The sequence below is a fragment of the Serratia ureilytica genome (assembly GCF_017309605.1).
Taxonomy (GTDB): Bacteria; Pseudomonadota; Gammaproteobacteria; order Enterobacterales; family Enterobacteriaceae; genus Serratia; species Serratia ureilytica.
In genome coordinates, this window is record NZ_CP071320.1 from 1,210,069 (window position 1) to 1,229,200 (window position 19,132).

The following is a 19,132-nucleotide window of genomic DNA, read 5'->3' on the forward strand; positions in this document are numbered from 1 at the left end:
GGTCGGCCATTAGTGCGGCAGCGGGGCCAGCTGCTTGTTGCGGCGGAACTTCGCCTGCAGCCGGTCGAAGTAAAGATAGACCACCGGCGTGGTGTACAGCGTCAGCAACTGGCTCATCACCAGACCGCCGGCGATGGTGATGCCGAGCGGCTGGCGCAGCTCCGCGCCGTCGCCGCTGGTCAACACCAGCGGCAGCGCGCCGAACAGCGCCGCCAGCGTGGTCATCAGGATCGGCCGGAAGCGCAGCAGGCTGGCCTGGAAAATCGCCTCGCGGGCGCTGATGCCGCCGTTGCGCTGCGCCTCGAGCGCGAAGTCGACCATCATGATGGCGTTTTTCTTCACGATGCCGATCAACAGCATGATGCCGATCAGCGCGATCAGGCTGAACGGCGCGCCGAACAGCTCGAGCGCCAACAGCGCCCCCACGCCCGCGGAAGGCAGGGTGGAGAGGATGGTCAGCGGATGGATATAGCTCTCGTACAGCACGCCGAGCACGATATACACCGTGGCGATCGCCGCCAGGATCAGGATCAGCTGCGACTTCAGGGTGTCCTGGAACACCTGGGCGGTGCCGGCGAAGGCGCCGCGCACCGTGGACGGCACGCCGAGCTGAGTCATGGTGCGCTCGACAGCGGCGGTGGCGTCCGACAGGCTGCCGCCGTCCGGCAGGTTAAAGGAGATGGTCGAGGCGGCGGACAGCCCCTGATGGTTGACCGACAGCGGCGCGTTGGCCGGTCGCCAACTGGCGAAGTAGGAGAGCGGTATCGCCTTGCCTTCGTTGTTGATGATGAACATCTTGTCCAGCGAGCTGACGTCCTGAGTGTAAGGCGGCGCCACTTCCATCACCACTTTGTATTGGTTGAGCGGTTGATAGATGGTCGAAATCTGTCGCTGGCCGAAGGCGTTGTTCAACAGGTTGTTGGCGTCGGACACCGAAATGCCGAGGCGCGCCATGGTCTCGCGATCGTAGACCAGATCCATCTCCGAGCCTTTATCCTGCTGATCCGAGTTGACGTCCGCCAGCTCGGGCAATGCCGCCAGCGCGGCGCGGATCTTCGGTTCCCAGTCGCGCAGCGCGGCGAGGTCATCCGCCAGCAGCGTATATTGGTAGCTGGCGTTGGCCTGGCGGCCGCCGACGCGGATATCCTGCACCGCCATCAAGAACAGGCTGGCGCCCGGTTCTTTGGCCAGGCGAGCGCGCAGGCGGGCGATCACTTTCTGCGCGTCGTCGCTGCGTACCGACAGCGGTTTCAGTGAGATGAACATCGAGCCGCTGTTGGTGCGCGAGCCGCCGGTAAAGCCGGTGACGTTTTCCACGTCCGGATCTTCGCGCACGATTTTCATGAAATCTTCCAGTTTGCCGCGCATCGCCTGGAACGAGATGCTCTGATCGGCCTGGATAAAGCCCATCAGGCGGCCGGTATCCTGTTCGGGGAAGAAGGTTTTCGGGATGCTGATATACAGCCAGACGTTGAGCGCAATGGTGGCGAGGAACACCGCCAGCACCCAGCGCGAGTGGCCAAGCACCCAGTTCAGCGAGCGTCCGTATCCCTGCTGCAGCGCCAGCAGCATTTTGCCGAAGCCGCGCGCGCGCCGCTGCGAACGCGCCGGCTGGTGGCGCAGCAGATAGGCGCACATCATCGGCGTGAGCGTCAGCGAGACGATCAGCGACAGCCCGATCGACACCGACAGGGTGACGGCGAATTCGCGGAACAGCCGGCCGGGCAGGCCCGCCATCAGCAGCAGCGGGATAAACACCGCCACCAGCGAAACGCTCATCGACAGCACGGTGAAACCGACCTCCCGCGCGCCCAGCAGCGCAGCGTTGATCGGTTTCATGCCGGCCTCGACGTGGCGGGAAATGTTTTCCAGCACCACGATGGCGTCGTCCACCACAAAGCCGGTGGCGATGGTCAGCGCCATCAGCGACAGGTTGTTGAGGCTGAAGCCGCACAGATACATGGCGGCGAACGAGCCGATCAGCGACACCGGCACGGCGACCGCCGGGATCAGCGTGGCGCGGCCGGAGCGCAGGAAGATGAACACCACCAGGATCACCAGCCCGATGGCGATCGCCAGCGACTGTTCGACCTCGGCCAGCGACGCGCGAATGGTCGGCGAGCGATCCTGCGCGACGTTGAGCGAGATTGCGGCCGGAATGTTTTCCTGCAGCGCGGGCAGCTCGGCGCGAATGCGATCGACGGTTTCGATGATGTTGGCGTCCGGCGCGCGGCTGATGGCCAGAACGATCGCCGGCTTGGCGTCGGTCATCCCGGCGTTGCGCACGTCCTGCACCGAATCTTTGACCTCGGCCACGTCGCCGAGCCGCACCGCCGAACCGTTGTTGTAATGAACGATCAGCGGGCGGTAGGCGTCGGCGGTTTTCAGCGCGTCGTTGGCCTGGATTTGCCAACGTTGCTGCGGGTTTTCGACGGCGCCCTGCGGGCGGCGCACGTTGGCGTTGCTGATGGCCTGCCGCACGGCATCCAGCGAAACGCCCTGATTGAACAGCGCCGAAGGGTTCAACTCCACGCGCACCGCCGGCAGCGAGCTGCCGCCCACGGAAACGTCGCCGACGCCTTCGGTCTGGCTGATCTTCTGCGCCAGCTGGGTGGACGCGAAGTCGTAAAGCTGCCCCTGGCTGTAGGTGTCCGACGTCAGCGTCAGGATCATGATCGGCGCGTCGGAAGGGTTGACCTTGCGATAGCTGGGGCGGCTCGGCATGCCGGTCGGCAACAGGCTTTGCGCGGCGTTAATCGCCGCCTGCACGTCGCGCGCGGCGCCGTTGATGTCGCGGCTGAGATCGAACTGCAAAATCACCCGGGTGCTGCCGAGCGAGCTCATCGAGGTCATTTCATTGACCCCGGCGATGCGGCCCAGCGCGCGCTCCAGCGGCGTCGCCACCGAGGAGGCCATGGTTTCCGGCGAGGCGCCCGGCAGCGACGCGCTGATCGAAATCACCGGAAAATCCACCTGCGGCAGCGGCGACACCGGCAGCAGGCGAAAACCGATCGCGCCGCTGATGGCGATGGCCAGCGTCAGCAGGGTGGTGGCCACCGGCCGGTGAATGAACAGGGCGAAGAATTTCACGGCAGCTCCTGCGTATCCGGCTGGCGATGCGTGTTGCGCGCCAGTTTGTCAAACAGCAGGTAGATCACCGGCGTGGTGAACAGCGTCAGGATCTGGCTCATGATCAGGCCGCCGACCATACAGACGCCCAGCGGATGCCGCAGCTCCGCGCCGACGCCGGTGCTCAGCATCAGCGGCAGCGCGCCGAGCAAGGCCGCCAGCGTGGTCATCAGGATCGGCCGGAAACGCAGCAGGCAGGCCTGATAGATGGCGTCGCGCGGCGATAAACCCTGTTCGCGTTCCGCCGCCAGCGCGAAGTCGATCATCATGATGGCGTTCTTCTTCACGATGCCGATCAGCAGGATGATGCCGATGATGGCGATCACGTCCAGTTCGCTGCCGGCCAGCATCAACGCCAGCAGCGCGCCGACCCCGGCGGTCGGCAGGGTGGAGAGGATGGTCACCGGATGAATGAAGCTTTCATACAGCACGCCCAGCACGATATACATCGCCACCACCGCCGCCAAAATCAGCCACAGCGTGCTGCCGAGCGCCGCCTGGAAGGCCAGCGTCGCGCCCTGGAATTGGGTGGTGATGTCTTTCGGCATGGCGAGATTTTTTTCCGCCTGGGTGACCGCGTCTACCGCTTCGCCGAGCGAGTAGCCGGCGGCGACGTTGAACGAGACGGTGGCCGACGGGAATTGGTCGAGGTGGTTGACCGACAGCGGGCCGAACCGTTCTTCGATTTTGGCGATGGCGCTCAACGGCACCACGGCGCCGTCCTTGCCGCTCAGACGGATCTCATTGAGCGCCGCCAGCCCCGGCGTCGCGCTGACGTCGTGCTCCAACACCACCCGGTATTGATTGGCCTGGGTGTAGATGGTGGAGATCAGGCGTTGGCCGAAGGCGTTGTACAACGCATTGTCCACGTCGCTCATGGTGACGCCGAGGCGCGAGGCCGAATCGCGATCGACGTTGACGTAGGCGACCAGCCCCTGATCCTGCCAATCGCTGGTGACGTCCGCCAGCTGCGGGGTTTGTTTCAGCTCATCCATCAGCTGCGGCACCCACAGGCTGAGATCGTCCAGCGACATCGCCTGCAGGGTGAACTGGTACTGGGTGCGGCTGACCTGGGTATCGATGGTCAGATCCTGCACCGGCTGCAGGTACAGCTTCACGCCGGGGAACTGCGCCGTTTGCTGCTGCAACCGGCTGATGATCGCCGGAATGCGGTCGCTGCGTTCGCTCAGCGGCTTCAGGTTGATCTGCAGCCGGCCGCTGTTGAGCGTGGCGTTGCTGCCGTCGACGCCGACGAACGAGGTCAGGCTTTCCACCGCCGGATCTTTGAGGATCTGCGCCGCGACCTGCTGCTGGCGCTCGGCCATGTTGCTGAACGAAACGCTCTGCGGCGCCTCCAGCGTGCCCTGAATGATGCCGTTGTCCTGCACCGGGAAGAAGCCTTTCGGGATCAGCAGGTACAGCAACACCGTCAGCGCCAGGGTGCCCACGGCCACGCCGAGCGTCAGCCAGGGGTGGTTAAGCACCGTTTTCAGCCACTGGCCGTATCGCGCGATCACGCGCTCGAAAAAGCGCTCGGAGGCGGCGGAGAAGCGGTTCTGCTTGCGCAGCGATTCGTGGCTGAGCATGCGGGCGCACATCATCGGCGTCAGCGTCAGCGATACCACGGCGGAGATCAAAATCGCCACCGCCAGCGTCACGGCGAACTCGCGGAACAGGCGGCCGACGATGTCGCCCATGAACAGCAGCGGGATCAGCACCGCCACCAGCGAGAAGGTCAGGGAGATGATGGTGAAGCCGATCTCGCCGGCCCCTTTCAGCGCGGCGTCGAGCGGCTTTTCCCCTTTCTCGATGTAGCGCGAGATGTTCTCGATCACCACGATGGCGTCATCCACCACGAAACCGGTGGCGATGGTTAATGCCATCAGCGTCAGGTTATTGATAGAGAAGCCGAGGAAATACATGGCGGCGAAGGTGCCGACCAGCGACAGCGGCACCGCCACGCTGGGGATAATGGTCGCCGGCACGTTGCGCAGGAACACGTAGATCACCATTACCACCAGCGCGATCGCCAGCAGCAGCTCGAACTGCACGTCGCTGACCGAGGCGCGGATGGTGGTGGTGCGATCGGTCAACACCTTGACGTCGACCGACTTGGGCAGGCTTTTAATCAGCGTCGGCAGCATTTCGCGGATGCTGTCGGCGGTGGTGATGACGTTGACGCCGGGCTGGCGCTGAATGTTCAGCACGATCGCCTGTTGCTGGTTGGCCCAGGCCGCCAGTCGGGTATTTTCCGCCCCTTGTTCGATGGTGGCGATATCCTGCAGGCGGATCGCCGCGCCGTTCTGATAGGCGACGATCAGCTGGCGATAGTCGTCGGCGGATTTCATTTGGTCGTTGGCGGACAGGGTGACCGAGCGGGTCGGGCCGTCCAGGCTGCCTTTTGCCGAGTTGACGTTGGCGTTGCTGATGGCGGTGCGGATGGTTTCGCTGTTCAGGCCATAGGCGGCGACCGCCGCGGCGTTCAGTTTTACACGCACCGCCGGGCGTTGGCCGCCGGCCAGGGTCACCAGGCCGACGCCGGTCACCTGAGAGATTTTCTGCGCTACGCGCGTCTCCACCATGTCTTCCACCTGCGTCATCGGCATGGCGGTGGAGGTGACGGCCAGCGTCAGGATCGGCGGATCGGCCGGGTTAACCTTGCTGTAAATCGGCGGGTAGGGCAGATCGTTCGGCAATAGGTTGGTGGCGGCGTTGATCGCCGCCTGCACTTCCTGCTCCGCGACGTCGAGCGGCAGCGCCAGCTGGAATTGCAGCGTCACCACCGAGGCGCCGCCGGAGCTTTGCGACGCCATTTGCTTCAGGCCGGACATCTGGCCGAACTGGCGTTCCAGCGGCGCGGTAATGGCGGAGGTGACCACGTCCGGGCTGGCGCCGGGATACAGCGTCACCACCTGGATGGTCGGGTAGTCCACTTCCGGCAACGCGGAAACCGGCAGCGCACGATAGCCGATGATCCCCGCCAGCAGTATCGCCACCATCAGCAGGGTGGTGGCGACCGGGCGCAGGATAAACAGGCGGGAAGGGCCGCCGCCGCGGGTCGGTGGCATCACCTGCATCAGGACTTCCTCTGAACGTCAGGTTCGCGCTTGGCTTTTGACGCCGCAGGCGCGTCGTTCGGCGCCAGCACTTCCACCTGCATGCCTTCGGTCAGGCGATCGATGCCGTCGGTCACCACCCGATCGCCGGCGTTGAGGCCGGCGCTGATCACCACCTGCCGGCTGTCCTGCACGCCGGCGGTGACCCGGTGTTTGCTGACCTTGTTGTCTTCGCTGAGCGTCCAGACGAAGTTGCCTTCGTTGCCCATCTGCAGCGCGGCGGTCGGGATCACCACCGCATCGTGCAGGGTATCCACCTGCAGCCGCGCGTTGACGAACTGGTTGGGGAACAGCGCGTCGTCTTCGTTGGCGAAGCGCGCTTTCAGCTTGATGGTGCCGGTGGCGGTATCAATTTGGTTGTCCAGGCTCAGCAGCGAACCGGTCGTCAGCTTGTTCTGGTTGGTGCGATCCCAGGCTTCGACGCTCACCGGCCCGGCTTTTTGCGCCTTGAGCAGATCGGCGATGTTGCCTTCGGGCAGCGTGAACACCACGTCGATCGGGTGCGTCTGCGTGATCACCACCAAACCGGTGGTGCTGCCGCTGGTGACGTAGTTGCCGACGTCGACCAGTTTCAACCCGACGCGGCCGTCGATTGGCGCAGTGATGCGGCTGTAGGTGATCTGCAGTTTGGCGCTGTCGACCGCGCCCTGATCGGCTTTGATGGCGCCTTCGGTTTGCTGCACCAGCGAGGCCTGCGTATCCAGCTCTTGACGGGAAACCAGATTGGTTTTCACCAATTGCTGATAGCGCGCCAGATCGCGCCGGGCATTGGCCAGCGTGGCCTGATCTTTTGCCAACTGCCCCTGCGCCTGGGTCAGCTGCACCTGGAACGGCCGGGGATCGATCTCCGCCAGCAGATCGCCGGCTTTGACCTGCTGGCCTTCGGTAAAGTGGATCGCCATCAGTTGGCCGTCGACCCGGCTGGTGACGGTGACGGTATTGGCGGCGGTGGCGGTGCCCAAGCCGGAAAGATAGCGCGGCACCGTCTGTTGCGTGGCCGTCGCGGCCTGCACCGGCGACATCGGCGCGCCGCGCCGCCCGCCCGCCGCGCGACCGGCCCCCGCTTTGCCGCCGGCCTGCTGCGCGCCCGGGGCCGTGCCGGCCGGCGGTTGAGCGGCGTTAAAATAACGCCAGGCGAAGACGGCGGCGATGACCAGGATGGCCGCAACCAGCAGGCGCGGCATCAGGGAACGGCGTTGGGGTTTTGCATTCATGGCGGCGAAAATTCTCTCCAAAAGGCAGGGGTGCGGGCACTCATTGCCACAAAAATGACACTCCTTACAGGATACTAGTTTAGCCAGCGGGGACGGCATAAAAATGAAGGAAATATGGAGGAACCGTCAGCATTGTCCTAATAAGTGGGTGATTTGAGCGTGCTATGTTTATAAGTGATTTGTTTCAGCTTATAGCCAATCCGTTTTAGCGTTCTATCCTGGTTGGCGCTAATAATTAACCCGCGAATCTTTTCCCACAGGAGCAGGTGATGAGCAACAGAGAATTGGGCCGCTCAGGCATTCAGGTGCCGGCGTTGACCTTTGGCGGCAATGTGTTCGGTTGGACGGCGGATCAAGCGACCTCGTTCAGCCTGCTGGATGCGCTGGTGGACAATCAGCTCAACTTTATCGATACCGCCGACGTTTATTCCAGCTGGGCGCCGGGCAACCGGGGCGGCGAATCGGAAACCGTCATCGGCGAATGGCTGAAGAAGAGCGGCAAGCGCGACCAGGTGATCATCGCCACCAAGGTGGGTAAACCGATGGGCGAAGGCAAACAGGGTCTGTCGCCGCGCTATATTCAGCAGGCGGTGGAAGATTCGCTGCGGCGCCTGCAAACCGATTATATCGATCTTTATCAGTCGCATGACGATGACCGCGATACGCCGCTGGAAGAGACGCTGGCGGCGTTCGATGCGTTGATTAAGGCCGGCAAGGTGCGGGCGATCGGCGCCTCCAACTATCAGGCGGATCGCCTGGAAGAAGCGCTGCGGGTGAGCGAGAGCAACGGATTGGCGCGCTACGAAACCCTGCAGCCGGAATACAATCTGTATGCGCGCGAAGGGTATGAAGCCGAGCTGGAGGGGGTGGCGCAGCGCCATGGCCTCGGGGTGATCAACTTCTTCGCGCTGGCCAGCGGCTTTCTGACCGGCAAATACCGCAGCAAAGCGGATGAGGGCAAAAGTCAGCGCGGCGATCGCATCGTCGAACGCTACCTGAACCCGCGCGGTTTCCGCATCCTGGCGGCGCTGGATCAGGTGGCGGGCAAACACGGCGTCTCTGCGGCGCAGGTCTCGCTGGCCTGGCTGATCGCGCGTCCGAGCATCACCGCGCCGATCGTCAGCGCCACCTCGTTGTCGCAGCTGGATGAGTTGGTCAGCGCCACGCGTCTGACGCTGGATGCGGACGACATTCAGACGCTGAACCACGCCAGCGCCGAGTAAGAGCCGCCGGCGATTTTGCTCTATGCTGAAGGGGTCAATATGACTCATTCAGGAAACTGCAATGTCTGGCGATATCATCAACGACCTCGCGGCGCTGGAACAGCTGTACGGCAAGCCCGCCGCGCCCTCGGTTTTTAAAGAAGTCAGCTACATCCACCCGGCTTACCGTCCGTTTATCGAGGCGGCGCCGTTCGCCGCCCTCTCGACGGTGGGGCCGGACGGCATGGACGTCTCGCCGCGCGGCGATCCGGCCGGTTTCATTCATATCGAAGACGAGAAAACCCTGCTGTTGCCGGATCGGCGCGGCAATAACCGCATCGACAGCCTGCGCAATATCCTGCACGACAACCGGGTGGCGCTGCTGCTGCTGATCCCCGGCATCGGCGAAACGCTGCGGATTAACGGGCGGGCGGAGATCGTGGTGGCGCCGGCGGTGTTGCAGCGCTTCGCCCACCGCAACCAGCTGCCGCGTTCGGTGCTGCGCATTCGGGTGGAGGCGGTGTTCTTCCAGTGCAGCCGGGCGATCTTGCGTTCGGGGTTATGGGAAGAGGCCAGCCGCCTCGAGCGTTCGGTGCTGCCCAGCCCCGGCCATATTTTGGCCGCGGTGAGCCAAACGCGCTTCGACGGTGAGGAGTACGACAGCGCGCTGCCGCAGCGGCTGAAGGATACGCTGTATTAATCGCCGTGGCGTTCGCGCCACGTTTGTCGATTCAGCCGGTATAAGACGTGCTTTTGCAGCGGATGGCCCGCCGGCAGACGCGGGTGCAGGAAGGTTTCGCCGTCGAAGCGCATACCGATGCGCGTCATCACCCGGCGCGACGGCTGGTTATCTTCGGCGGTGAAGGCCACTACTTCCGGCAAATGCAGCGTGTCGAAGGCGCACGCCAGTGCGGCGCGCGCCGCCTCAGCGGCGTAGCCGTTGCCCCAGTGGGCCGCCGCCAGCCGCCAGCCGATCTCCACGCAGGGGGAGCAAGGCAGATCGTCGCCCGGCCGCGCCAGCCCGACAAAACCGATAAAAGGCGCGCCGCTTTTCACTTCCACCGCCCACAGCCCCCAGCCGTGCTGTTGCAGGAAGGCGCGGATGCGTTCGGCCTGCGCGCGGCTTTCCTCGGCCGTCATCGTCGCCGGGAAATAGCGCATGACCTGCGGATCGGCGTTGAGCGCGGCGAAGGCCGGCAGGTCGTCGTCGCGCCAGGGGCGCAGCCGTAGCCTGGCGCTGTCGAGGGTAAGGATGGTCGACATGATGCATAGCCTCCAATGAACAAGGGCGCGGCGAGCCGCGCCCTTGGGCTGTCAACGGAACAGCGTTTGCGCCCAGCGCGCCAGCCCGGCGGTGACCGAGCCGAAGTCGTTGCCGCCGACGATCGGAATGCCCGGCAGCTGCTGTTGCAGCGCGGCGCGCAGCAGCGGTGAACGCGCGCTGCCGCCGGTCAGGTAGATCACCTGCGGCGCGGTCTGGCTGCTGGCCAGCGCGGCGCTGACCTGCTCCTGAATGCGCATCAACGGCTGCGAGATGGCGTCGGCGAGCTGATCCTGGCTGATGTTCTCCGCCAGATCGGCCTGCACGAAATTGAGCGGCGCGCTGATGGCCGTTTGGCCGGACAGGGCGATCTTACTCTCTTCGGCCGCCCGCACCAATCGGTAGCTCAGGCGCTGCTGGTACACTTTCAGCAGGCGCTTGACCTTTTCCGGCTCCGCCGCGTCGAGGATCAGATCGCGCAGCACGCGGCCGTTGGCGGCGCTGTAGAAATCGTTTTGCGCCGGCACATCGTTGGTCGCCACCGCGTTCCAGTAAGGCAGCGCCGGCAGGGCGATGCCTTTCGCGGTTTCGCCGCCCAGGCCGAACAGCGGCATCAGCTGCTTGAAGGCCAGCATGATGTCCAGATCGTTACCGCCGACCCGGCAGCCGCTGTGGCCCAGCAGGCTCTGCTGGCGATCGGCGCGGTTGCGCCACTGCGGCCCCATCAGCAGCACCGAGCAGTCGGTGGTGCCGCCGCCGATGTCCACCACCAGCACGGTTTGCTCTTCGCTCAGCGTCGCTTCGAAGTCCAGCCCCGCCGCCACCGGCTCGAACTGGAATTCAATGTCCTTGAAACCGGCGCGTTCGGCGGCGCGTTGCAGAATGCCCTGCGCCTGCCGGTTGGCTTCGTCGCCGCCGATGCCCTGGAAGTTGATCGGCCGGCCGATCACTGCCTGATCGATGCCGGTTTGCAGCACATTTTCTGCCTGGCGTTTGATGTGGAACATCATGGCGCACACCAGGTCTTCGAACAGCGCGATCTGCTGTGGTTTCAGGCCGTTGGCGCCGAGGAAGGACTTCGGCGAGCGCACGAAATACACCTCTTCCGGATCTTCCATATAGTGCGCCAGCGCCTGCAGGCCGAACAGCACGCTGTCGCCGTTGACCGGAATGTCTTCTTCGCGGTTGTAACTGATGGCGCGGCGCAGCAGCTGCTGGTTTTCTTCGCTGCCGGTCGGGATCTGCCAATGGCGGTGCAGGCATTCGCTCACCGCTTCGCGGGTCGGCGCGCACAGCATCGAAGGCAGATAGGGCGCGTTGTTTTCCAGCGTCAACAGCTCGGGGCCGTGGTCGCGCATCACTGCAACGGAACAGTTGGCTGTCCCGTAATCGAATCCAATAAACATCTCTTTTTTGTCCCCATGCCAATGAAGGGGGGCGACTTTACCCGAGACGGGGCCGGCGGGCAATGCGCCAATGCGCGAGTGTCGAAAAATTTAGCGGGCGCGGCGGCTTGCGCGAACTTTCTCAGTGCGGATAACGCTCAAGCCGCAGCAATGGCACAGTCGGCTATGAAAATGGCGTGCTTCGCCCATCAAGACGCACGCCATTTCTTTATACTCAACAGGTATTCCGAGCGGGGAATGCCTTTCCCTATGACTCTGTGATGAGGATTTCATGACGCGCAACTCGACCTTTCTCATGAATATCGGCTGGAGAACCCTGCTGAAAGATCTGGGGCTCCAGCCGACGGATGTTTTACGCCGGGCTGCATTGCCTGAAGATCTGTTGTCACGCACCGCTGAAGGGATCACTACGGAAGAATATTTCCGCTTCTGGCGCGCGATGGAGGAAGGAACGGGCGACCCGTTGTTTCCGTTGAAAATCGTTGCGCTGATGTCAACGGAATCGTTTGACCCTCCGATATTCGCCGCCCTGTGCAGCGCCAATCTGGCGCAAGCTGTCCAGCGGTTAGCGAAATACAAGCAACTTACGGCGCCGATGAGCCTGGAGCTCGCCATCGGCCCTGAAGGCGAAATGACGATTTCACCCCGCTGGTTGTTGGCGGAGGAGGCGGTACCGGCGTCTTTACTGGTGGCTGAGCTGGCATTTTATGTTCGGCTGGCGCAGCTTGCCACGCGCGAACCGGTAAAAGCGCGCCGTATCACCTTGCCTGAACTGCCGCCTGCAGCCCTTTCACGCCCCTTGGCAGCCTTCTTCGGCTGCGCGGTAACGCCTGGGGCAGGGCCGGGCATTACTTTCTCCTCCGCAGATGCCTTGCGTCCCTTTTTGACAGTGAATGAGGGCATGTGGCGCGTTTTCGAACCCGAGCTGCGTCGTCGCCTCAGTGAACTGGACGCCACGGCAACCACCGGAGAGCGCGTTTGTGCGGTGCTGCTGGAGTTGATTCCCAGCAATACCGCCGGCATCGACGCGGTGGCGGCAAGATTGGGCATGAGCCGCCGGACGCTGCAGCGGCGTCTGGAAGATGAGGGCGAGAGTTTTCGTTCGCTGAGCAACGGCACCCGGGAAAAATTGGCGCGCCACTATCTTAAGCATTCGACCCTTACCAGCGGAGAGATTGCCTTTTTGCTCGGTTTTGAAGAGCCGAACTCTTTCTTCCGCGCCTTTCACGAATGGACAGGGCAAACGCCGGAAGCGGCTCGCCAGGCGATGCGGCTGAATTAGCCGAGAGGCGCTGTTCACGTTGGCGCATTCTGCGAGTTGATTGGCGCGGTTCGACATGGTTGCGGCAGGGCCCGTCGCTTAAAGTGGACAACATACAGACTGCGCAGGCAGTCGCCAACGCAATCATCCTAATAAGGAGCAGTCAGTATGAAGTCCAAAGTGATCCTGGTGACCGGCGCCTCGTCCGGTATTGGCGAAGCCACCGCCGTCACGTTAAAGCAGCGCGGGCATACCGTTTATGCGGCCGCCCGCCGGGTTGAACGCATGCAGGCTCTGGCTGCCGCCGGCATTCACGTTTTGCCGTTGGACGTCACCGACGATGCTTCCATGGCGCAGGCGGTAAAGACCATCATCGCCGAAACGGGGCGTATCGATGCGTTGGTCAATAACGCCGGTTACGGCTCCTATGGCGCTATTGAAGACGTTTCTGCGGATGAGGCTCGCGCTCAATTTGATGTGAATGTGTTCGGTGCGGTTCGGCTGACGCAGCTGATTTTGCCGCACATGCGAGCGCAGCGCTCCGGCACCGTCATCAATATTACGTCGATGGGCGGGAAAATACATACGCCGCTGGGCGGATGGTATCACGGCACCAAATTCGCCTTGGAGGCCATCAGCGACTGTTTGCGCATGGAGGTGCAACCTTTCGGCATCGACGTCGTGGTGATCGAACCCGGCGGCATCCAGAGTGAATGGGCGGATATCGCCGCGGAAAAACTGATCGGCGTTTCCGGCCAGAGCGAGTACGCCGCTCAGGCTCACGCTGTCGCCCACGCCATGGTCAGCGACGCCAGCAAGAAACGGCAATCGCCGCCGAGCGTGATTGCCGATACGATCGCCAAAGCCGTCGCCGCCCATCGTCCGAAAACGCGCTATGCCGTGGGGTTTGGCGCGAAACCGCTGATTTTTCTGCGGCGCTTGTTGTCCGATCGCGCCTTCGATGGGCTGATGCGCCGGGCATTGGGGGTACCGCGCCAGGGGCAATAAGTCGTCGGGCAGCGGGGCTTTATGTCGGTGGCGGTGAAAATGGTGCGTCTGAACACTGTTCAGACGCATAATCATTAAAGACAATCGCTAATCTGGACGGTGGGAAGGTGCGTAACTTAATGTCCGAATTCCGCACGTCAGCGCGCTAGCCGAGTCCCATAATGCAGAAAAAACCGAACCCGAGCGTTGCCATGAATACTCAACAGCAAGCGTTGTACGACGCGCTGCGCGCGCGTGACCGCAAATTCGACGGCCGTTTTTTCGTCGGCGTCTCTTCCACCGGCATCTATTGTCGCCCGGTGTGCAGCGCCCGCACGCCGAAGCTGGAAAACTGCACCTTTTATCCGAGCGCGGCGGCGGCTGAACTGGCGGGGTTTCGCCCCTGCCTCAAATGCCGACCGGAACTGGCGCCCGGCCTGGCGCTGATCGATCTGGGCAACCGCTATGCCCAGGTGGCGGTGCAGCTCATCGAGCAGGGGTATCTGTCCGAACACAGCTGCGAAGCGCTGGCGGCGCGGCTGGGCATTTCCGATCGCCATCTGCGGCGCATCTTCGCCGAACAGTTTGGCGCCTCGCCGATCGATTACGCGCAGTCGCACCGGTTGCTACAGGCCAAGCGCCTGCTGGCGGACACCGATCTGCCGCTCAGCGAGGTGGCGTTCGCCGCCGGTTTCGGCAGCCTGCGGCGTTTCAACGAGCTGTTCAAGGCGCGTTACCGCCTGATCCCGTCGGCGCTGCGCAGCGGCGGCGCGCGCGGTGAACGGGCCGCCGCCAGCGGGTTGGTGTTTCACCTGGGCTATCGGCCGCCCTATGACTGGGCGCGCATGCTGAATTTCTTGCAGGCGCGCGCCGTGCAGGGCGTGGAGCGGGTCGAGGGGCGCCGCTACCTGCGCTCGATCGCCGTCAGCCAGGGCGGCACGGAACACCGCGGCTGGCTCAGCGTGCAGCCGGAAGAGGCGCGCAATCGGGTTCGGGTCGAGATTGCGCCGACGCTCAGTCTGGTGACGACGGAGGTGTTGCGCCGGGTGCGCCTGCTGTTTGATCTGGACGCCGCGCCGGATCGCATCAATGAGGCGCTGGGCTCGCTGGCGGCCGATGCGCCGGGGCTGCGCCTGCCGGGCTGCGTGAACAGTTTCGAGCAGGCGGCGCGTGCGGTGCTGGGGCAGTTGGTCAGCGTGAAAATGGCGGCGACCTTCGCCGGGCGGATGGCCGAACGCTGGGGCGAAGCGCTGGCGACGCCACATGAGGGCATCACCCACGTTTTCCCCACAGCAGAACGGGTGGCGCAGCTGCAGCCTGAAGAACTGCGCCCGCTCGGGGTGCAAGTGAAGCGTGCGGCGGCGCTGATCGAGATCGCCCGCGCGCTGGGGGAAGGACGGCTGCAGCTCGACAACGTGCTGGATATCGAACAGGGCATCAAGGCGCTGACCGCGCTGCCGGGCATCGGCAACTGGACCGCCAGCTATATCGCGATGCGCGCCTGGTCGTGGCCGGACGTGTTCCTGGCCGGCGACTACCTGATCAAACAGCGTTTCCCCGGTATGACGCCGCGCCAGATTGAACGCTACGCCGAACGTTGGCGCCCGTGGCGCTCTTACGCCACGCTGCACCTGTGGCACAACGGCGGCTGGGCGCCGGAAGGAGAGAGTTGAACGCGGCTAGCGGGGGGACTCGATCAGCTGGAGCAGGCGGCTCATGCCTTCACGCATCAGGAACGCCAGCAGCTTTTCCCGCTCGGCCGGCGTCAGGTGGTAGTAATACTCGATCCAGACCCGCACCGGATCCTGGCGTTTGACCGCGTAGTCCGGATGGTCTGCCTCGCGCAAGGCCGACAGGCTGCGCGCGCCGAACGGCAGACTGTCGATATGGTATTCCAGCGCTTTGCCCTGCACGCCGCTGCGGCGGCGGCTGACCCAGCCTTCGCGTCGGGCCATCAGATTGACCCCTTGCGGGGTTGACGGCAACCCCGCCTTACCCATCAGTTCCCTGGCGGAAAACCATTTCTTTTCCATAGTCCCTTATCCCTGAGCTATCACATGTCGAGGAAAATCAACGGATACGCTGATACTCGTACGGGTGCTTCATCTTACTTAATCGTTTAAGCCTAAGGTGTTATTTATATCACTAATCTTGTCTTGGTTAATATCATGTAACGAACGAGATGCGAGGCGCCGCCCGGGAGACGGCGCCTGAGAGGGGGAGAGGGTTAACGGATGCCGAAATAGCCGTCGCTGAGCAACACCGCCAGCGGCTGCTCCAGCGCCACCTGGTCGCCGTCCGCCAGATCGACGCCGATGTCGCGCAGCGCCTGCAGCGTCACCGGCTGGTGAGCCGGTCCGGCGAAGGTCTGCGCTTTAATGCGATGCGCCGCGCCGTTGAGCATCGAGACCATCAGCTCGTCCATCTGGTTGCAGTGCACGTTGGTGATAAAGCGCTCATCGATGCGAATGATGTCGATCCGCTGGTCGCTGAGCTCATCGAACGCATTGATGTTATGCCCGAAGCCGTTGACGATCAGCCGGCAGCCCTGCTGCTGCAGTTCGCGGAGAAATGCCCGACACTGCGCGGCGTGCTCCAGTATTGCGGCCTCATCGACGCTGAACAGCAGCGCCTGCGGCGGCAGCGAGGAAGCGCGCACCGTTTCAGTCAGGTAGCGCTGGAAGTCGGCGCTCAGCAGGCTGTCGATGGCCAGCGGCAGCGCGAGCGACAGCCCTTTGCGTTTGATGTCGTCGGCATATTTCACCAGCAGTTGCGCCGCCGTCCAGCGGTCGATGTCCGGCATCAGGCCGTACAGCTGCGCGGCGGCGATGAACGCCTCGTGCGACAGCGGGCGGTCGTCCGGCGCCATCACCTGCAGCTTCACCTGGTGAAACGCGGCCGACAGCGGCGTCGCCGGCGGTGCGACCGCGTGAGTCAGCAGCCGCAGTTGCCCCTCGCTGATGATCGTCTGCACTTCCTGCAGGCTCAGCACCTCGTGTTGCCGCTCCAGCAGCTGTTTCTGCCGCGTTTCGTACAGATAAACCTGGCCGCGCCCCTGGTGCTTGGCGGTGTAGCAGGCGATATCGGCCTGCGCCAGCAGTTCGCTGCTTTTGGCGTCGGCGCTGATGCGCGTGATGCCGGCGCTGGCGCCGACGCGGTAAATCTTCCCTTCCCAGTAGAACGGGTGCTGGCTGATTTGATTAACCACTTGCTGCACCAGCGATTTGGCCTGTTCCAGCCGGCAGTCGTACAGGATCAGACCGAACTCGTCGCCGCCCAGCCGGGCCAGGCAGTCGCTATGGCGCAGCTGATGCCGCATCAGTTGGGCGATGTCCCGCAGCAGGGCATCGCCCGCCGCATGGCCGGCGGTGTCGTTCACCGCCTTGAACCGATCCAGATCGAGGAACACCAGCGAATGCGGTGACGACGGTTCCCCGCCGGCGACGATCGCCGCCTTCAGCTGTTTCTCGAAGCGGGTGCGGTTCGGCAATCCGGTCAGCGCATCGTGCGAGGCGCTGTAGCTGAGTTTTTTCATCAGTTCGCGCGAGGCGGTGACGTCCTGCAGCACCATCACCGCGCCCATGGTTTCCCCGTCGAGGGTTTTCAGCGGTGAGACCGACTGCTGTACGTCGAAATAACGCCCGTCGCGGCTGTGCAGCACCAGCGCATAATCCGCCGGCCATTGCCGTGGGTATTGCGTGAGGTTTTCGATTTCCGGGCCGTCTTTGCCGTTGGTCAGGCGCACCACGCCGGCGACGGGCATACCGATCGCCAGATCGAGCGGCCAGCCGCACATCTGCTCGGCCACCGGATTCATAAAGGTAATGCGCTGGTGACCGTCGGTGGAGATCACCCCTTCGCCGATGGCGTCGAGGGTAATGTGCAAGCGCTCTTTCTCCTCGTGCAGCGCTTCGGCGAGGATCTTGAGCTCGGTCATGTCGATATTGGTGCCGATCATGCGCAGCGGCTGGCCCTGGTCGTCGAGGATCACATTGCCCTGGCCGCGAATATGGCGTAACTTGCCGCCGCGCGTGGTGATGCGAAATTCCATGACGAATGGTCGTGGCTGAGCCAGAATCTCGGCCAGCTCGCGATCGGTGCGGTCGCGATCTTCCGGCACCAACAGCGTGCGCCACAGCGCCAACGTCGGCGTTTGGTCGGAATTGAGATCGTAGAGTTCGAACATGCGCTGATCCCAGGTGAAGTTTTCCTGGCTTATCACCCATTCCCAGATGCCGACGCCGCCCACCTGATTGGCCAGCGTTATGCGCTCCACCAGCCGGTTGTTTTCCGCCTGGCTGCGCTTCAAATCGCTGATGTCCTCCACCTGAGAGATGAAGTACAACGGCACCCCTTCGGCGTCGCGCACCAGCGAAACCGCCAGCAGCGCCCAAACGGTCTGGCCGTCGCTGCGAATGTAGCGTTTCTCCAGGGTATAGCTGCTGATATGGCCATCGAGCAGGTCGTGCAACTGGCTGAGATCGGCGTTGAGATCGTCGGGATGCGTAATTTCTTGAAAGGTCAGCTTATGCAGCGCCTCCGGCGTATAGCCGAGCAGCGTGCACAGCGCCTGATTGACCTGCAGCCATTTGCCCTGCGGCGACACCAGCGCCATGCCGATGGCGGAATACTCCAGCGCGCTGCGAAAGCGGCTTTCACTTTCGACGATATGCTGTTTTTCCACTCGGAAGGCGTGCATCACCACCGCCATTGCGTGCGCCGGGATTAAAATCAGCAGCATCGGCAAGTACAGACCGAGATCGCCAAGGTGTTTGCCGGTAGCCTGAAAATGCAGCAGTCCCAGCGAAATCATCACGGTGATCAGCAAGAGGGTGCAGAAGCAAACGGTGAACGCCTCAAAACGCGGCAGTGCGATGGCTGCCCACAGCAGCGGCAAAATCACGAACGTGAACGGAAAAGGCAGATAGGTCAGCGCCATAAAGCTGAAAGCCAGCGTAACCATCAGTGTCAGCAATAATGGAAACGGGTTCAGCGCCGTCAGGGTACGACGGTTGTAAGCGAGGCCGATCGGTGCCAGCGACAGTACCCCTATCGCTTCGGAAATGAACCAGGTACCGAACGGCTGCCAAAAAGGCTGCTCTGGCGCGGGTACCAGGCCGGCGGCCAGCAGCGCGCTGAACAGCGGGGTAAAAATCACCGCACAGACCACAAAACGCAGCCAACTGGCGAGATCATTCAACGGATCGTACGGGTGTAGCATGCGGCGCAACAGCAGGGCGCAAATCGCCGCTTCCAGCAGGTTGATGGCGGCCAGCTTGACGGGAGTGACGCTGACGCCGAATAGCAAGAAGCTGGCGAGCACGATGCCGAGGCCGCTGGCCAGCAGCGGCAGCCCCCAGTGACGCGGGGCGTGGCGGTACAGCACCGCGATTGCGGCGGCGGTCGGGAACCACAGCGGCGTGAAGTGGCGGGCTTCGCTGGACAGCGACAGGCTCAGCAAGGCGAGCAAAAACGTCGCCAGCGCCACGAACAGGGAATGCGTCACCACGACGCCTTTGTGTGTGCCGAACGTGTTCGGCGCGCTGATATCCATAG

At 63.3% G+C, this 19,132-nt stretch carries 12 protein-coding genes; 5 read left to right on the forward strand and 7 right to left on the reverse strand.

Annotation, left to right across the window (positions count from 1 at the left end):
* Nucleotides 1–9: 9 nt before the first annotated feature.
* From mdtC to J0X03_RS05615, 3 genes are read right to left on the reverse strand one after another with little or no spacing between them, the layout of a single operon-like run.
* Nucleotides 10–3,090 carry a multidrug efflux RND transporter permease subunit MdtC gene (gene mdtC, locus J0X03_RS05605; RefSeq protein WP_047574078.1) on the reverse strand — a complete coding sequence of 1,027 codons (3,081 nt, stop codon included), beginning with the start codon at nucleotides 3,088–3,090 and terminating at the stop codon, nucleotides 10–12.
* Nucleotides 3,087–6,206 carry an MdtB/MuxB family multidrug efflux RND transporter permease subunit gene (locus tag J0X03_RS05610; RefSeq protein WP_033644058.1) on the reverse strand — a complete coding sequence of 1,040 codons (3,120 nt, stop codon included), beginning with the start codon at nucleotides 6,204–6,206 and terminating at the stop codon, nucleotides 3,087–3,089. The genes mdtC and J0X03_RS05610 overlap by 4 nt, the downstream gene beginning before the upstream one ends.
* The gene (locus tag J0X03_RS05615) at nucleotides 6,206–7,459 is read right to left on the reverse strand and encodes an MdtA/MuxA family multidrug efflux RND transporter periplasmic adaptor subunit (protein WP_033644057.1); all 1,254 of its coding nucleotides are present in this window, start codon (nucleotides 7,457–7,459) and stop codon (nucleotides 6,206–6,208) included. The genes J0X03_RS05610 and J0X03_RS05615 overlap by 1 nt, the downstream gene beginning before the upstream one ends.
* 269 nt (nucleotides 7,460–7,728) lie before the next feature.
* Between J0X03_RS05615 and J0X03_RS05620 the strand changes: the two genes are divergently transcribed.
* Together J0X03_RS05620 and J0X03_RS05625 are read left to right on the forward strand one after the other, a co-directional pair.
* A complete protein-coding gene (locus tag J0X03_RS05620) occupies nucleotides 7,729–8,682 on the forward strand; it encodes an aldo/keto reductase (protein WP_033644056.1) in 954 nt (317 codons plus the stop codon).
* Nucleotides 8,683–8,743: 61 nt separating this feature from the next.
* Nucleotides 8,744–9,361 (forward strand): pyridoxamine 5'-phosphate oxidase family protein, encoded by a 618-nt coding sequence (locus J0X03_RS05625; RefSeq protein WP_033644055.1) that lies wholly within the window; start codon nucleotides 8,744–8,746, stop codon nucleotides 9,359–9,361.
* Here the strand turns inward: J0X03_RS05625 and J0X03_RS05630 are convergent.
* Nucleotides 9,358–9,924, reverse strand: coding sequence for a GNAT family N-acetyltransferase (locus J0X03_RS05630; protein ID WP_033644054.1), 567 nt, complete (start codon nucleotides 9,922–9,924; stop codon nucleotides 9,358–9,360). The two genes, J0X03_RS05625 and J0X03_RS05630, sit on opposite strands and share 4 nt — an antisense overlap.
* A 51-nt stretch (nucleotides 9,925–9,975) precedes the next feature.
* Complete coding sequence (gene yegD, locus J0X03_RS05635; protein WP_033644053.1) at nucleotides 9,976–11,328, reverse strand: molecular chaperone; 1,353 nt, start codon at nucleotides 11,326–11,328, stop codon at nucleotides 9,976–9,978.
* Between the two features lie 271 nt (nucleotides 11,329–11,599).
* On the opposite strand from yegD, the gene J0X03_RS05640 reads away from it, so the two are divergent.
* The 3 genes from J0X03_RS05640 to alkA all read left to right on the forward strand — a co-directional run bounded on the left by J0X03_RS05640 (nucleotide 11,600) and on the right by alkA (nucleotide 15,249).
* Nucleotides 11,600–12,610 carry an AraC family transcriptional regulator gene (locus J0X03_RS05640; protein WP_033644051.1) on the forward strand — a complete coding sequence of 337 codons (1,011 nt, stop codon included), beginning with the start codon at nucleotides 11,600–11,602 and terminating at the stop codon, nucleotides 12,608–12,610.
* Nucleotides 12,611–12,757: 147 nt separating this feature from the next.
* The gene (locus tag J0X03_RS05645; protein WP_160204484.1) at nucleotides 12,758–13,597 is read left to right on the forward strand and encodes an oxidoreductase; all 840 of its coding nucleotides are present in this window, start codon (nucleotides 12,758–12,760) and stop codon (nucleotides 13,595–13,597) included.
* Between the two features lie 161 nt (nucleotides 13,598–13,758).
* Nucleotides 13,759–15,249 carry a DNA-3-methyladenine glycosylase 2 gene (gene alkA, locus J0X03_RS05650; protein WP_089195065.1) on the forward strand — a complete coding sequence of 497 codons (1,491 nt, stop codon included), beginning with the start codon at nucleotides 13,759–13,761 and terminating at the stop codon, nucleotides 15,247–15,249.
* 6 nt (nucleotides 15,250–15,255) lie between these two features.
* On the opposite strand, the gene J0X03_RS05655 is transcribed toward alkA, so the two are convergent.
* Both J0X03_RS05655 and J0X03_RS05660 read right to left on the reverse strand, forming a co-directional pair.
* Complete coding sequence (locus J0X03_RS05655; RefSeq protein WP_069101090.1) at nucleotides 15,256–15,609, reverse strand: DNA-binding protein; 354 nt, start codon at nucleotides 15,607–15,609, stop codon at nucleotides 15,256–15,258.
* A gap of 194 nt (nucleotides 15,610–15,803) precedes the next feature.
* Nucleotides 15,804–19,130 carry a diguanylate cyclase gene (locus J0X03_RS05660; RefSeq protein WP_060660368.1) on the reverse strand — a complete coding sequence of 1,109 codons (3,327 nt, stop codon included), beginning with the start codon at nucleotides 19,128–19,130 and terminating at the stop codon, nucleotides 15,804–15,806.
* Nucleotides 19,131–19,132 lie beyond the last annotated feature (2 nt).